Genomic DNA, 15,486 nt, shown 5'->3' with positions numbered 1-15,486 from the left:
GAAGCGGTCCGGGCCGTACGACGTCCGGAGGTCGGGCTAGGCTCTTCAGGTGGAGACGGAGCAGGTGGTGCTGGTCGACGAGGCCGGCCGCGCGGTCGGGCGGGCCGACAAGGCGACGGTGCATCACGCCGCGACGCCGTTGCATCTGGCGTTCTCCAGTTACGTGTTCGACGACCGCGGCCAGCTGCTGCTGACCCAGCGTGCGTTCGGCAAGCGGACCTGGCCGGGCGTCTGGACGAATAGTTGCTGCGGGCACCCACTTCCGGGCGAGCCGATGGAGTCCGCCGTACGCCGCCGGCTGGCCGACGAGCTCGGCCTGGTCGCGACGACGGTGGACCTGGTTCTGCCCGCCTTCCGGTATCGCGCCGAGATGCCCGACGGCATCGTCGAGAACGAGTTGTGCCCGGTCTTTCGGGTCACTGTCGCCACCGAGCCCGTCCCCGATCCGGCCGAGGTCGCGGCCTACGAGTGGGTCGAGTGGAGTAACCTCGCCGCCTGGATTGATCTTTCGCCTTGGTGCGTCCTGCAACTGGCTGAGTTGAAGGCACTCGGCGGCAACCCGTCGGAATGGCCGAAGGCCGATCCAGGCGAGCTACCTGCCGCTGCCCGCCTGGGCTGACCTGAGGGTCCGGAGCAGCTCGGCTCCAGAGATCGAGGCGGACTGGCCCGACTCGGCCGCGTGGATGAGGGCGGTCAGCTTGGCGTTCACCGGAGCAGTGCGGCCGAGGGATTCGGCCAGCCGGACGACCTCACCGTTCAGGTAGTCGACCTCCGTACGCCGTCCCGCCTGCAGGTCCTCCCACATCGACGACCGGGCCAGTGGGTCGACGGCGTGCATCCTGGCCGCCAGCCGCCGGAAGATGAAGTCCGGCAGGCGCAGTACGGTCGGCATCCGGTGAGCCGGGAGGGCGGTGAGCTGAGCCGGGGTGATCCCAGCCGCCTTGAGCAGGTCGAGCGTCTCGCTCTGGGCCGCGGCGAGGCAGCGGCGGTAGTCGCGCTGCCCCAACTCCTGGCGCAGGGGAAGCCCGGACAGCGCGTTGACCGGGTTGTTGAGGTTGAGCAGCAGCTTCGCCCACTGGACCGGCAGGATCTCGGCGTGCTGCTTCAGCGGGAGTCCTGCCCGCTCGAAGGCGTCCTCGAAGGGCTGCAGAGCCGTGTGCTGCTGCACGTCGAGCGCGCCCTCGGTCCCTTGGTGGAACGCCCCGCCGCCGCGGTTGAGCACGTTGAACGGAACCATCCCGGTCAACACGGTGTGGTTCGGTAGCCGGTCCTGGAGCACCTCACCGTTGCGGATGCCGTTCTGGAAACTGACCACGGTCGCCCCGGGTTTGAGTACCGCGGCGAGCTCGTCGGCGGCGTTCGCAGTACCGGCGGACTTGACCGTGACCAGGACCAGCTCAGCCTCGGCCGCAGCAGCCGGCGTCGTCTCGTAGCGGACCTGCTCAGCCGGTACTGCGAGGTTGGCGCCGAGGTAGTCGGTCAGGTGAAGGCCGTACTCGGCCAGCTCGGCCGCGAGCCGTGGCCGGCCGACGAAGACGACGTCAGCCCCAGTCGCCGCGAGCCGTCCCCCGACGTAGCAGCCGATCCCGCCTGCGCCGTACACCGCGATCGTCACAATCAGCCTCCTCGTCCGTCCGCCGCCAACCATCATCCAACCGGATCGGCGAGTCAGCCCTGTGGACGGCTCACTTTCCGGAGTCGGGCACGAGGGATTGGGTGACACCGCCTCGACGCGCGACACTAGTCCGGTGGCGCACAGTCTGTTGTTGGTCGAGGATGACCCGCGCATCCGGCGCGTACTGCGGCTCGCCCTGGAGGCCGAGGAGTACGACGTGGCCGAGGCGGCCAACGGGCTGGACGCGTTGACGGCGCTGCGGCGCAACCCGCCGGACATCGTGCTGCTCGATCTGATGCTGCCGGACCTCGACGGGTTCACCGTCTGCCGGGAGATCCGGCGGATCAGCGCCGTACCGGTGATCATGGTGACCGCGCGGACCGCCAGCCAGGACGTCGTCACCGGGCTCGAGGCGGGCGCCGACGACTACGTGACCAAGCCGCTGGTGGCCAAGGAGTTGTCGGCCCGGATCAGGGCGTTGCTGCGGCGGGTCGAGCCGAACGGAGCGCCGGTGCTGCAGCGGATCGTCGTCGGCGAGCTGGAGATCGACCTACCGGGCGCTGCGGTGTTTCGCGACGGCAAGGCGCTGCCGCTGACCCGGACCGAGTACAAGCTGCTGGTCGAGTTGGCGAACATGGAAGGCCGCGTCTGCAGCCGCGAGCACCTGCTGTCGAAGGTGTGGGGCTACGGGTACTTCGGTGACAGCCGGATCGTCGACGTCCACGTCCGCCGGCTGCGGCTGAAGATCGAGCGGGACCCGGCCTGCCCCACCCACGTGGTCACGGCCCGCGGCCTCGGCTACCGATTGGTGAGCTGACCGTGCTCGGGCGCTTCGGCCTGCGCGACCGGGTGATGCTGGCCTACGGGTTGCTGGCGCTCGGGCTGTCCGGCGTACTGGCGCTGGTGATCTTCGGGGTGGTCTCCAACTACCTCACCAATCAGCGGACGTCGTCGGCGATCGTGGAGACCAAGGACAACGCGGCGACGCTGCACTACGGGCTCTACGGACTGACCCCGGACTGCCAGGCCGTACGCCGGCACGACACCGAGTGCCAGTCGAGTGTCGCGGTGCCACCGAACAAGGTGATGAACCTGGTCAAGGCGCTGCCGTCCACCGACTCGGCCGCCAAACTGCTCGGCTACAACGGCAGCTGGTACACGGTTGCGGCGCAGCCCGACGATGTGCCGGCCGACATGGTGTCGACCGCGCGGAGCGGGATCGAGGTGCATCGGCGGATCGAGGTGGGTGGCCGGCAGGTGCTCGCGGTCGGGGTGGCGATGGGGAGCCCTGGCGAGGCGTTCTTCGCGCTGCATCCGCTGGCGAAGCTCGACAACACTCTGCGGATGCTGAAGATCACGCTGGTGCTGGCCGCGCTGGTGACCGCGATGCTGGGGCTGGCCGTCGGGCGGCTGGCGAGCACGTTGGCGTTGCGGCCGCTGGCCGAGCTGACCCAGGTCGCGGCGAGGGTGGCGCGGGGCCAGCTCGATGCCCGGCTGGAGGCGGAGAACGATCCGGACCTGGGCGGGTTGGCGCGCTCCTTCAACCACACGGCGGCGGCGCTGGAGAAACGGGTGGCCGCCGATGCGCGGTTTGCCGGCGATATCAGTCATGAACTGCGGACGCCGTTGATGACGATGATGAACTCGATGCAGCTGATCCAGAACCATCGTGCCGAGCTGCCCGGGTCGGTGCGCGAGCCGCTCGAGCTGCTCGGGGACGACCTGGACCGGTTCCAGCGGCTGGTGGTCGATCTGCTGGAGATCTCGCGGGACGACGGCGGCGACCAGGGGACTCGGGAGACGGTCCGGATCGCTGACCTGGTCCGCGCCGCCGCGGACGCGACCGCCGGGCGGGAGATCACCGACGTGTCACCGGAGGCGGCCGAGCTGACCATGGAGGCGGACAAGCGGCGGCTCGAACGCGTGATCGCCAACCTGGTCGACAACGCCGAGCAGCACGCGGGCGGTTGCAAGGGAGTCAGCGTCAAGGCGGGCGGCCTGGGCGTCATCGTGTACGTCGACGACGCGGGCCCGGGCATCCCGGCGGCCGACCGCGACCGCATCTTCGAACGCTTCGGTCGCGGCGACTCGTCCCCGGACAGCCGCACCGACGCCCAGCGCGGCGGCATCGGCCTGGGCCTGGCCATCGTCGCCCGCCACGTCGAATGGCACCACGGCACCATCCAAGCCAAAGACCGCCCCGAAGGCGGCGCCCGCTTCATCATCGAACTCCCCGCCCGCAACCCCGAATAAATCAACTGACGGGGGAGAGCCGGGCACTTAGTCTTGGGGTATGGCTACTTGCCTCTGTGTCTAGCTGCGGACCCGCTTCCTGACCCGAAGTGCGTCCACTTGCTATCACGGAGAGTAACCATCATGATCACCGTCCGCGGTGTAGATATTCGCGTCGGCGCCCACCTGCTGCTGTCCGGCCTCTCGTTCCACATCAGCCCCGGCGACAAGATCGGCCTGGTCGGCCGTAACGGCGCGGGCAAGACCACCTTGCTGAAGGCGCTGGCCGGCGAAGACCGTCCGGCGAGCGGCAGCATCGCGTCCACCGGCTCCGTCGGCTACCTGCCGCAGGACCCGCGCGCCGCCGACCCCGCCGTCACGGTCACCGACCGGATCCTGTCCGCGCGCGGCCTCGACCTCGCAGTACAGAGACTGCGGAAGGCCGAAGCGGCGATGAGCAGCACCACCGGTGAGGCTCAGGAGCGGGCCATGGCCGCTTATGCCAAAGCGGAAACCCAGTTCCAGGCAGCCGGAGGCTATGCGGCCGAAGCCGAGGCCGCTCGTCTCGCGGCCGGTGTCGGTCTGCCCACCCGTGCCCTCGACCAGCCCGTCGGGGAGCTCTCGGGCGGTCAGCGACGCCGGGTCGAGCTGGCCCGCATCCTGTTCGCCGAGCACGACACGCTGCTGCTCGACGAGCCGACCAACCACCTCGACGCGGACTCGATCAGCTGGCTGCGCTCGTTCCTGCTCGGCTACACCGGCGGTCTCGTGGTGATCAGCCACGACCGCGAGTTGCTGGCGGCAACGGTCAACCGGGTCTTCCACCTGGACCCGCACCGGACGACGATCGACATCCACAACACCGGCTGGAAGAAGTACCTCGAACAGCTGGACCTGGACGAGCGTCGTCGTACCCGGGAGCGGCACGTCGCCGAGCGCAAAGCCGCCGTGCTCCACGCGCAGGCGGACAAGATGCGCGCGGGCGCGTCGACCGCCATGGCCGCCAAGAACATGGCCAGGCGGGCCGACAAGCTCCTCACCGACCTCGAGCCGGTACGCCGTGCCGCCCGCGTCGCCAAGATCCGCCTACCCGACCCGGCCCCGTCGGGCCGCACCCCGTTGGCGGCAAGCGGACTGACCAAGTCGTACGGCGCGTTGCAGGTGCTCAACGGCGTCGACCTGGCCGTGGATCGTGGCAGCAGACTGGTCATCCTCGGCCTCAACGGCGCGGGCAAGACCACCCTGCTCCGCATCCTGGCCGGCCGGGAACAGCCGGACAGCGGCCGGGTGGTGCACGGGCACGGGCTGCGACTCGGGTACTTCGCGCAGGAACACGACACCCTCGACCTGGCCGGTACGGTCCGGCAGAACCTGGCGTCCGTCGCGCCGGGGTTGACCGACGGCGAAGTACGGAACGTGCTCGGGTCGTTCCTGTTCAGCGGGGACGACGCGGACAAGCCGGCCGGCGTGCTGTCAGGCGGGGAGAAGACCCGGCTGGCGCTGGCCGGCCTGGTCCACTCGGGTGCGAACGTGCTGCTGCTGGACGAACCGACCAACAACCTCGACCCGGCCTCCCGCGGCGAGGTGCTCGGTGCCGTCGGCAACTATCCGGGCGCGATCGTGATGGTCACCCACGACGAGGGCGCGATCGAGGCGCTCCGGCCGGACCGCGTGCTGATCCTGCCGGACGCCACCGAGGACCTGTGGACCGACGACTACCTGGACCTGGTCTCCCTCGCCTGATCCCACGGGCGCTCGCCGAGCAGCGCTGGCGGCGGAGGTCGCGCCGCTCGGCATCGACGTACACCTGCTGCAGTTGGGCGGGTTCGCGACCGACTGGGCGGGTGCCCACTACATGGTCCGGACGGCACTCGAATGGCGCCGGGACGACTACCAGCGCGACCCGGCCTTCACCTGGCCACCCGCAACCCGGTCCTAGAGCCGCTCTTCCAGGTGGACGGTGATCTCGTCGCCGGGGTCTTTGCCCAGGAGCTCCCGGAGCTCGCCTTTCACCGGGAGCTTGTGGGTGCCGTCGCCGAGGGCCATGAACGAGCTCTCGAACGGGTGCCCGTCCATCGTCCCGCGGACCTTCACCAGGCCGCGGGTGCCGAAGTACTCGGCGGAGCCCGGCATCTGCAGATACGTCCACCCGCCCTTGGCCGGGCTCTTCTGCAGCGGCGCGGTGAACGTCTTGTCCAGTTTGGTGGTCATGATGTTTCCTCCTCAGGATCGGCCTTCACTGAGTACGTAGAGGCTGTCATCCGGTTTTCGACACAGTGCGAGGATGATCCGGTGACATCTTCTCTGAGTATTCGGCGTGGCGGGCCCGGCGACGTCGAGGCGGTCCTCGGGTTGCTCGACAAGGCCACCGAGTGGCTGGTCGCCAACGGCCGGACCGACCAGTGGGGGACCGAGCCGCACTCGACCAACCCGCGCCGGATCGAGCAGATCGAGGAGTTCGCCGCCGGCGACGGGCTGTGGATCGCCGAGCTGGACGGGCGCGTGGTCGGCGCGCTGGCCGTGGGTGCGCCGACCGCCTACGTGCCACCCGCCGACGAGCCCGAGCTCTACATCCGCCTGCTCGTGACCGACCGGGCGTCGAAGGGCACCGGTATCGGCACCGAGCTGCTTGACCATGCGCGCAAGCTGGCGCGTGACCTCGGCGTCGAGCTACTCAGAGTCGACTGCTTCGGCGGCGGCGACGAAGCCCTGATCCGGTACTACGAGAAGGAAGGCTTCACCCGCGGCGAGCCGTTCGGCGTACCGATCAATGACTCGCAGTGGCCGGGTCAGGTCCTGTATCAGCGGCTTTGATCTCGGGGACCGGCCGGTGCACCTCGCCGTGGGAGTCACTGCAGTGAGCAGCCTGTACGTCGGCTGACGCGTGGTCGACCTGGAGCGTCGCGTGGGTCAGGTGGTGCCGCTCGGCCAGCAGCGTCTCGATCCGGCTGCGGATGTCGTGGCAGTCGAGTCCTTCGCTGACCAGGATGTGCGCCGACACGGCCGGCTCACCCGACGTGATCTCCCAGACGTGCAGATCGTGCACCTCGACCACCCCCGGTACTGCGCAGAGCTCGGCGCCGACCATCGCCGGGTCGAGCCCGGCCGGAGCGGCTTCGAGGAAGATCCGGCCGGAGTCGCGCACCAGCCCGATGCCCGCCTTCAGCATCAGCGCGGCGACGATCAACGCGGCGATCGCGTCGGCGCGGGCGAATCCGGTGAGCAGGACGACCAGACCCGCGATCGCCGTGGCGACGAAGGCGAACAGGTCGTTGAGGATGTGCTGGAAGGCGCCTTCGACGTTGAGGCTCGAGCGGTTCGCCTTGCTGATCAGCCAGGTGGCGATCAGGTTCACCACGATGCCGACCACACCGGTGATCAGGACCAGTCCACCCTCGACCTCCGGCGGATCGATCATGCGGCTGACCGACTCGTACACGAAGAACGCGGCGAGTAGCAGCAACGTGATGCCGTTGGCCTGGGCCGAGAGGATCTCCACCCGCTTGAAGCCGAAGGTGAACCCGCCGGCCGGCGGCCGGGCCGAGAGCCGGATCGCAATCAGGGCCAGCGCAATCGCGGCGGCGTCGGTGAGCATGTGCGCGGCGTCGGTGATCAGTGCGAGCGAGCCGGCCGCGAAACCGACGATGACCTCGGCGGCCATGAACGCCAGGATCAGCGCGAGCGCCCCGCTCAGCAACTTCCGGTCGGCCGCGGCGCTGACGCCGTGCCCATGCCCATGGCCGTGACCGGCGCCCATCAGCCACGCTCCGGATGGATTGCGTCGGTGTGCTCGGTGTGTGCGACGGCGAGGTCGACGAGCATCCGGACGTGCGCATCGTCGAGCCGGTAGTACGCCATCCGGCCGTCCCGGCGGACCGAGACCACCCGGTGGGCCCGGAGCAACCGGAGCGCGTGCGAGGTGGCCGACTCGCTCATCCCGGTCACCGCGGCGAGATCGCAGACGCACAGTTCGCCGTCCAGCAGCGCGACCAGCAACTTCAGCCGGCGCGGATCGCCGAGCAGGCCGAACACATCGGCCGTGTCGACGACGTCCTGCTCAGAAGGCATCCTGGCGTGGACGGCCGCCACCCGCTCCGGATCGACCAGCCGCACAGCGCAGCCGTCGATCGCCGCAGGCGATTGCACATCTGCAGAACTCTTCATACGTCCAGCCTAGGCCATGGGACATTCGTACTCCACCTGGGGAAGTGGCGCCCCGTCACCGAAGTCGCGTTCGGTGGTGGCGCCCGTCTCGCGGAAGCCGGACTTCGCGTAGAAGCGGCGCGACTGAGGCGTGTCCCGCAGGGTCCACAGGTGTACGGCGGTGAATCCGTCGGCCCGCAGTTGGTCCAGTGTCCCGGCCATCAGAGCCGCCGCGACACCAGTGCCCCAGCCGTCCGGATGCGCGTAGAAGCTGTAGATCTCGGCCTGGCCGGCACGCTCCGGTGAAGGCACACTCCACGAGAAGGCCATCGGACGCCCGTCCAGCTCGGCCAGCAGGATCAGCCCCTTGGGATCGGCGACCCGCTCGTGCCACCGAGTCAACCGCGAGGCGATCTCACCCGCCGCGAACTTCTCGTCGAAGAACGGCGCGTACGCCGCCTCCCACGACGCCGCATGTACGCTCCCGATCGCCGCACCGTCGCCCGGAGTCGCCCGCCGGACCTCGATCTTTGGCAAGTCCAGAACCAAGACCGGCTGCGACCAGGTCACTCGCCCTTTCGGCAGACGCGTGCCCACCTGCCGGGCGCCGACCGCGAGATAGAACCCCTCCGACGGCGGGTGCGAGACGATGTGGATCCGCCGCAGCCCGAGCCGCGCGGCCTCGCGGCGCAGATCAGTCATCAGCAACCGCCCGATGCCGGCACCTTGCTGGTCGTCGGCAACGAACAGGTAGTCCAGCTCGCCTTCGCCCGGTTCACCGCGACCTGGGATGAGCAGCGTGTAGAACCCAGCCAGCCGCCCGTCGTTCTCAACCACCCGCGCCGGGTTCTTCTCCAGATAGGCGGCATCGATGGTCTGCTCGGAAATCATCGCCCGGTACTCACCGTCGTACGCGGCAGACGTCCGGACCAACTGAGTCAGGGCCGGCCCGTCGGCGGCAACGGCAGCGCGAAGTGTCAAGGTCACGTCGGCAGCATATGCGACCTAGTCGCATGTAAAGCAAGATGGACAGCGCGTTCCGTCGGCCCCGGGCGAGTGAACTCTTGCTGGATGCTGCGGAGTGTGCAGGAATGTAACTGCATGTGATGGGGGAAGCTTCGGCGCTGGAGCTGTGGGGGCGAAATGCCGATGGTCGCGACGGCAGTGGGGGAAGAGGAACTGAGGCCCGCCGACTTCCGGTGGGTCGGCGGGATGCTGGCCGCGCTCGGTGCGGTGTGGCTGGCGCTGAACGAGATCAGCCTGCTCGCGGCCGGATTCCTGGCCGAGGGCGGATCGTCGTGGTCGTTCAACGGGATGAGCGGACCGCTCGCGGCGACGGAGTACGGCGGGTGGCACGGGAAGCTCACCAGTGAACAGCTGAACGACTGGCTGCCCTTGCTGGCGATCTATCTGGTCCTCGACTTCGTCTTCATCGCTCTCTACGTGCCGGCGCTGAGACGGTTCGTTGCCATTGGCCCGGTTCTGATGCTGGCGGGTCTCGACGTGGCCGAGAACCTGCTGACCTACTGGCTCGGCACCGAGCGTTGTGCCGCCGCCGACTGCGTGTCGAACACGCAGGCGATCATCCTCATGCTGATCACCACGCTGAAGTGGGCCGCTCTCGTCGCCGTGCTCATCCTGTTGGTCCGCGGCCACTGGCCGACGATCAAGGCAGGGTTCCCACGGATCCGCCGCGCGCTGTGGATCCAGCGGTTCAGTCTGCTCGCCTTCCTACCGCTCGCTCTGCTGGCGGTCATCCCCGGCACAGAGGTCCTCGACCAACTCCCCGACGTCCAACGCAGCTGGCTCGACACCGGCACCGGCGTCCGCCACGCCTTCATCGCCGCCCTCCTGTACTACGCGGTGCTGCTGCCCGCACTCTTCTTGCTCGGCCGGCTCCGTGCCGACTGGGCCGTGCGGCGCGTGAACGGCGCCAGCCACGGATGGCCGTTCTACGACCAGGTTGGTCAACCCCGCCGCCACAACCTGAAGCTCTGGATCATCGGCCCGACCCTGCTCCCGGTGGTGGCGCTCCTGATCGTTGTCATGGATCAAGGTGAGGTCTTCAAGCGACGGCTGGTCATGTTCTGCCTGATCCCCGTGCTGGTGCTGGTCCTGTCGTACCTCTTCCGCAAGAACCTGGACGTCGAGCCGAAGCCGCTTCGCCCGGTCGGGCCGTGGTTCCCCCGCGACGTGATGGTCGCCGGCGACATGCTCGCCGTGACGGCCGTGTCCCTCGGTGGTCTCGGCATGGTCCGCGCCTTTGCCGGACTCGCGGCCGGTGACGCGGTCGGGCTGTTCGGCTCGTCGTACGTCGTCCACCCGTCGGTGGCGCTGGTGATCGGGGTGGTGCTGGCCATCGTTCCGTGGCTGGTCTCGTGGCCCGTTCTGCAAGCGATCCATCGCTGGGGCCGGCCGAACACCACCGGCCTGCTCGGCTGGTACGGCCACCTCGCCACGCCCGGCGTCAACCCCAACGGTCAGACGCAGGTCGACGTGGAGCCGCGGAGCAAGGTCCGATCCGGAATCGTGTTCGGTGCCGCGGTCGCGATGCTGCTGCTCGGATCGTTCCCGCGCCGGATCGCCGAGGCGCTCGGCGTACTGGCGGCGACGATGCTCGGGCTGGCGACGCTCATGATCCTGATCGCGGTGATCGTGGCCTACGCCCAGGAGCGGCAACCACCCGAGGTCTTCCAGACGCGACTGCTGAGGCTGCGGGCGACGCCGGTCCTCGGCCTGCTGATCGTCGCGATGGTCGCGACCGCCCTGATCGGTGGCAAGACCGAGGTGCATCCGGTGACGGCCGACGCGACCGCCGAACCGCCGGATCGCCTGACCCTGCGCGAGGCGTTCGACGCGTGGGAACGTCAGTCGACGCGGTGCAAGGTCCCGTTGCAAGGCGGACTCACGCTACGGCCGATGGTGATGATCGCGGCGGAGGGTGGCGGCATCCGCGCGGCGTACTGGACCGCGTCCGCGGTGGAGAAACTCAGTACGGCAGGCAATGGTTGCGCGAAGCATGCAGTGTTGTTCTCCGGCGGTGCCAGCGGAGGTGCTTTCGGGCTGACGGTCGCCCGGTTCCACGACCGGCCGTTGAGTGCGGTCAAGGAGATGGCGGGTCACGAAGCACTCGGCGCTGCCACGATCTCGTTCATGTCGAGCGATCTGCTCGCGAGCGTCGCCGGGCTGCGGTTCGACGCGGCCGCGGAGTACCGGACGCCTTCACGGCAACCGCTGGATCGGGCCGGGCTGATGGAGACGGCCTGGGAACGCAAGGTCCCGGAGCTCCGCAGGTTGTTCCTGCCGGACGACGGTAGCGCCGACGACGCGATGACCGGACAGTTGATCCTGACCACGACCGCAGTCCGCAACGGCTGTCGCGCGCTGGTGAGTCAGGTCGATCTCAGCGAAGGAGCCCGTACTGCGAACGGCTCGCCCGTCTGCGGCGCTGGAGTGGCGGGTGCGCACAACTACGACCTCTTCGGCGCCTTTGGACCGACAGCGGATCGGAAGGACCCAGGATGTGTCGGCAACCTGCAGGCCTTGAGTGCGGGTCTGCTGGCCAGCCGGTTCCCCTATGTCACGCCGTCCGGCGTCGTCGGCCGTTGTGGTGACCTCAAGCCGGCCCAGTTGGTCGATGGCGGCTACACCGACAACACGGGGATCGGCACGATCGTCGATCTCGCGCCGGCCTGGGGAGCCGCCGTACGGGAGCACAACGACAAGGTCATTGCCGCAGGCACCGGTGAGGTCGTGGTACCGCTGGTCGTCTACGTCGAGAACGGCACCGGCAAGGACTACAGCGTCGGCAACGACGATCCGGTGGAAGGGATCGGCAACACTTTCAAGCCCGGGACGAGTCTCTCCTCCGTCCCCGAACTGCTGGTGCCACCGGCAACGAAGTTCATCACGGGCAAAGAGGATGGCACCAAGGACCGCGCGTTGCTCCAAGAAGCGCGAGCGGCGGTGACGGCGCACTTCTGCACGGACTCGACCGCGTGCACCGAGCTCCGCAAGAAGTTGCCGAACTCGGTGTACGTGATCAGCCAGAGCACCCAGCCGTCACTGGCCGCCCCGCTCGGCTGGACGCTGTCGAAGGCCAGTCAGAACGACCTCGACAACGACCTGCTGTTGCAGGCCGACAAGCAGTGCGCTCCGGACTGCCGCGGCTACGGCACGCTGCACGACCTACTAGTTGCCCTCGGCATCAGCTGAAGAGGCTCGCGAGTTCGGACCAACGATCCGCCTTGCAGTAGACGGGCACGATCTCGAGCGGCACCTCGCGGGTGACCAGGCCGTGGGGAACCGGTTCGCCCGTCCACACGTCGATCCAGTCGCCTTCCGGGAGGTACGTCGTCCAGGTGGTGGCGGCCGGTTCGAGGATCGGGTTGACGAGGAGGTCGTTGCCGAGAAGGTACTGGTGGGGATGGTTCCAGATCTCCTCGTCGGCCGGGTGGTCGAAGAAGAGCGGGCGCATCAACGGACGGTCGGTGGCGATCGTCAGGGCGGTCTGCTCGGTCAGGTACCCGACGAGGCGCTCGCGGAGGTCGGCGTACCGGCGGAAGAGCGGGATGACGCGGTCGTCGCCGGTGGTCTCGGCGACGTGCCACGGGGTGCGGTCGCGGAGCGGGAGTTGGTGGTGGTTGAACTCCGAGTGGTACTGCATGATCGGCATGAACACCGAGGCCGCGGCTGCGCGCAGGTAGAGCTCGGCGTCGGGGACCGGGCCGGAGAAGCCGGCCAGATCCCAGCCCCAGTAGACGATTCCGCAGGATGCCGCGGTGAGACCGGCCGTCACCGATGCGCGGTAGGCCTCCCAGGTGGAGTCCTCGTCGCCGGCCCAGAAGATGCCGTGCGCCTGCGAACCGGTGAAGCCGGCCCGGGAGAACGTCACCGGTGCTTTGCCGGCCGAACGCAACAGATCACCGAAGGCGCGGGCGTAGTGCACGGGGAAGAGGTTGTTGCCTTCGTCGCCGCGTTTGCCGTCGGCGTACTGGAGGTCGTGTCCCCAGGCGTGCTCGCCGCCGTCGGTCTTGAAGCCGTCCACGTCGAGGTCCTCGACGAGGTAGCGCCGCTTCGCGGTCCACCAGTCGCGGGTGCGCTGGGTGGACAGGTCCGGCATCAGCGCCTTCGGGAACCACCAACCGCGGTTGTAGTACGGCGTACCGTCGGCTTCCAGTACTGCGTGTCCCTCGCGGACCATCGCCTCGGCATCCGCGGCCACCTGACCTTCGTCGAACTCGGTCTTCTGCAACGGGATCTGCCAGAGGATCACCTTGATACCGCGGGCGTGCAGCTCGTCGATCATCGCTTTGGGGTCGGGCCAGGCGCCGTCCGCGGGGTACTCGAAATCGGTCGCTCGGTGGGCGCTTCCGTCGGCGGTGACCTCGTAGCGGGCGTCACGCCAGATCGTGATGCCCTCCTCGTCACTCCACGCCTCGATCACCACCGCCCCGACCGGGATCTCCAGGTCGCGATGCGCGTCCATCCGCGCCATCATCAGCTCCTGCGTGTTCCACTCGTTGCCCGAAGCCCACAACCGGAACACCCACGGGGGCAGCTCCTCAGCCCGCCCGACCTCATCCAGAAACTGCTTCAGTACGTCGGTAGGCGAGCCCTCATAGATGCCGAGATCAACCACCGCGTCGTCGCCCAGCGCAACCTCAACCACAAGCTCGCCGCCCTCGGACGAGTACCACGTACGCCGCGAAGTCCGCACATGGAAACCCCACCCGTCCCCACCCGTCACATGAGCAAACGGCATTGGCAGATACGTCCGCCCATGCACCCCCTGCGACTTGTACTGCTCAAACACCACCGCATCCAGCGACTTCCCCCGCTGATCCAGCGCGTCATACCGCTCCCCAAACCCCACCAGATGCTCCCCGTCAGCGAGCGCCAACCGGAACCGAGCCCGATGCACCCCTCCCGAGGACACCAACCACTCAACCCCTCGAACCCGCTCCCCACCACCCCGCACCTCACCGCGTCCAGTAACCCAGGACGCCGGCGAGACCTCGAACCACTCAGTAGTTTCCGTGGAGGTCTTGAAGCGGTACTTCACCGGCTCGGTGATCGGGGGAGTCACGACGGACCAGCCGCCGTCCGCCGCGAGCGAGCTTGCCTGGGCCTCCGCCAGGTGGCCTTCGCCGCCCGCGAGCGCGGCTGCGTCCGCGGCGTTCGTCTCTGCTGTGGTCATGGGCAGCTCGATCGAGCCCCACTCGCAGACCACGTGCTCGACGTCGGGGGAGGCGACCACACCCAGCCGCACTTGCTCGCCGGCGAGGGGCTGGACTGGGATGCGTTGGTCGGGGGAGGTGGCGTAGGGGTGTTCTGTGCCATGTGGGCGGTGGGTGAGCATCAGGAGTCAACCTTCGTGATGCCGAGTTCGTCGGCGAGGATCAGGTACATGCCGTGGGACCACAGGAGGGGGCTGGCGACGGTCCCCCAGCGGGCGATCCACTCGTTGAGGGAGCCGGGATGGAGCAGGTGATGGGGGACTTGCTCCGGGAGATCGCCGTGCTCGTCGACCTGGTCGGCGATCCACCGCAAGTGCCGCAGCGCACCCGCCGTGTCTCCGGCCGCCGCCAAGTTCCACCCGAGCAGGGCAGACAACAGGATCCACTGACCACCGCCGTAGAACACATCAGCCGTGAACCGATGCACCCCACCGTCGAAGTCCAGATCCTTCGCCACCGCCGCCCGCGTCATCGACGCCAGCGAGTCATCCGGAGCCACCAGCCCGAACGGCACGATGCAAGCCGGCAACGACCCATCCACCGCCGAACTGCCGAGCCACTTCACCAAGTGCCCGTCGACGATCCCCTCAGCCGTCACCAGCGAACGGATGTCGGCGGCAACCTTCAAGGCCGCCGCCGACCAAGGTGCCGACCGCAACGCCTCGCAGGTGCCCACAGCAACCAATCCACCATGGATCGCCCCGAGCGTCGAGACATGCCGGTGCTCGACATGCTCCTCCCACCAGTCGTAACAAGGCCGGTCCCAGAACGCCACCAGGTAGTCGACCGCGACGTCGATCCCCTCCCGCCACCGCGACAGGTCCAGCCCGTGCCGGTTCGCGTGCGTGACGACGGCCCACAACCACATCCCGTAGCCGTCGGTCTGGAAGTCCCACCACGGATCCGACCCGTCCTCACCGTCGAAGGTGAACCGCGTCGGCAGCATCGCCTCGTTCGACGGCGTCTCACCCCGGGCCTGTGCCGCGAGCAGGCCGTCCACCTGCGCGCGGCGGCGACGCAGTACGCCGTCCACCCAGTCGTGGAAACGCCCGGCCGAGCCGACATCGCCGTACCGCGAGATCCCCTCGGCGGTGAAGGACCCGTCGCGCAGCCACGCGTACCCCTTGTACGCCGAGAAGGTCGGCGAGGCCGGGTAGGCGCCGCCGGCATCCTGGTGCCCGGTGATGACGGCGTGGCTGTGCTCGGCCAGCGCACGCAGCCGGGTGAGTTCCTGCAGGTCCAAGGTGGAGATCATCG

13 protein-coding genes are annotated in these 15,486 nt (G+C 68.6%); 6 read left to right on the top strand and 7 right to left on the bottom strand.

All coding sequences use genetic code 11. The annotated features are described in order from the left end of the window. Positions 1-49: 49 nt before the first annotated feature. On the top strand, positions 50-619 hold the full coding sequence (idi, locus tag AB0F51_RS25220; RefSeq protein ID WP_360283958.1) for an isopentenyl-diphosphate Delta-isomerase: 570 nt from the start codon (positions 50-52) through the stop codon (positions 617-619). On the opposite strand, the gene AB0F51_RS25215 is transcribed toward idi, so the two are convergent. After that, positions 593-1,615 (bottom strand): 2-dehydropantoate 2-reductase, encoded by a 1,023-nt coding sequence (locus AB0F51_RS25215; protein ID WP_360283956.1) that lies wholly within the window; start codon positions 1,613-1,615, stop codon positions 593-595. The genes idi and AB0F51_RS25215 overlap by 27 nt on opposite strands. Before the next feature lie 133 nt (positions 1,616-1,748). Here AB0F51_RS25215 and AB0F51_RS25210 point away from each other — a divergent pair, with 133 nt between their 5' ends. The 3 genes from AB0F51_RS25210 to AB0F51_RS25200 all read left to right on the top strand — a co-directional run bounded on the left by AB0F51_RS25210 (position 1,749) and on the right by AB0F51_RS25200 (position 5,590). Next, entirely contained in the window at positions 1,749-2,432 is a 684-nt protein-coding gene (locus AB0F51_RS25210) for a response regulator transcription factor (RefSeq protein WP_360283954.1), read from the top strand. Between the two features lie 2 nt (positions 2,433-2,434). After that, complete coding sequence (locus AB0F51_RS25205; protein WP_360283952.1) at positions 2,435-3,868, top strand: HAMP domain-containing sensor histidine kinase; 1,434 nt, start codon at positions 2,435-2,437, stop codon at positions 3,866-3,868. A gap of 123 nt (positions 3,869-3,991) precedes the next feature. Beyond that, the gene (locus tag AB0F51_RS25200; RefSeq protein WP_360283950.1) at positions 3,992-5,590 is read left to right on the top strand and encodes an ABC-F family ATP-binding cassette domain-containing protein; all 1,599 of its coding nucleotides are present in this window, start codon (positions 3,992-3,994) and stop codon (positions 5,588-5,590) included. A 192-nt stretch (positions 5,591-5,782) separates the two neighbouring features. On the opposite strand, the gene AB0F51_RS25195 is transcribed toward AB0F51_RS25200, so the two are convergent. Next, positions 5,783-6,058 (bottom strand): DUF1905 domain-containing protein, encoded by a 276-nt coding sequence (locus tag AB0F51_RS25195; protein WP_360283948.1) that lies wholly within the window; start codon positions 6,056-6,058, stop codon positions 5,783-5,785. 81 nt (positions 6,059-6,139) lie between these two features. Here AB0F51_RS25195 and AB0F51_RS25190 point away from each other — a divergent pair, with 81 nt between their 5' ends. Next, the gene (locus AB0F51_RS25190) at positions 6,140-6,661 is read left to right on the top strand and encodes a GNAT family N-acetyltransferase (RefSeq protein ID WP_360283946.1); all 522 of its coding nucleotides are present in this window, start codon (positions 6,140-6,142) and stop codon (positions 6,659-6,661) included. Here AB0F51_RS25190 and AB0F51_RS25185 read toward each other — a convergent pair. From AB0F51_RS25185 to AB0F51_RS25175, 3 genes are read right to left on the bottom strand one after another with little or no spacing between them, the layout of a single operon-like run. After that, positions 6,615-7,604, bottom strand: a complete 990-nt coding sequence (locus AB0F51_RS25185; protein ID WP_360283944.1) for a cation diffusion facilitator family transporter — start codon at positions 7,602-7,604, stop codon at positions 6,615-6,617. The two genes, AB0F51_RS25190 and AB0F51_RS25185, sit on opposite strands and share 47 nt — an antisense overlap. Further along, a complete protein-coding gene (locus AB0F51_RS25180) occupies positions 7,604-8,011 on the bottom strand; it encodes a metalloregulator ArsR/SmtB family transcription factor (protein ID WP_360283942.1) in 408 nt (135 codons plus the stop codon). Before AB0F51_RS25180 ends, AB0F51_RS25185 begins: the two co-directional genes overlap by 1 nt. A gap of 9 nt (positions 8,012-8,020) precedes the next feature. Beyond that, entirely contained in the window at positions 8,021-8,977 is a 957-nt protein-coding gene (locus tag AB0F51_RS25175; RefSeq protein ID WP_360283940.1) for a GNAT family N-acetyltransferase, read from the bottom strand. Between the two features lie 156 nt (positions 8,978-9,133). Here AB0F51_RS25175 and AB0F51_RS25170 point away from each other — a divergent pair, with 156 nt between their 5' ends. Further along, complete coding sequence (locus tag AB0F51_RS25170; RefSeq protein ID WP_360283938.1) at positions 9,134-12,205, top strand: hypothetical protein; 3,072 nt, start codon at positions 9,134-9,136, stop codon at positions 12,203-12,205. Here AB0F51_RS25170 and AB0F51_RS25165 read toward each other — a convergent pair. Together AB0F51_RS25165 and AB0F51_RS25160 are read right to left on the bottom strand one after the other, a co-directional pair. After that, positions 12,198-14,351 (bottom strand): TIM-barrel domain-containing protein, encoded by a 2,154-nt coding sequence (locus AB0F51_RS25165; protein WP_360283936.1) that lies wholly within the window; start codon positions 14,349-14,351, stop codon positions 12,198-12,200. The genes AB0F51_RS25170 and AB0F51_RS25165 overlap by 8 nt on opposite strands. Further along, positions 14,351-15,484 carry a glycoside hydrolase family 15 protein gene (locus AB0F51_RS25160; RefSeq protein WP_360283934.1) on the bottom strand — a complete coding sequence of 378 codons (1,134 nt, stop codon included), beginning with the start codon at positions 15,482-15,484 and terminating at the stop codon, positions 14,351-14,353. Before AB0F51_RS25160 ends, AB0F51_RS25165 begins: the two co-directional genes overlap by 1 nt. Positions 15,485-15,486: the final 2 nt, after the last annotated feature.

The sequence above is a fragment of the Kribbella sp. NPDC023855 genome, assembly GCF_040639475.1.
Classification (GTDB): Bacteria; Actinomycetota; Actinomycetes; order Propionibacteriales; family Kribbellaceae; genus Kribbella.
Note: the sequence above shows the minus strand (reverse complement) of the source record. Positions and strands in the feature narration are given on the sequence as shown.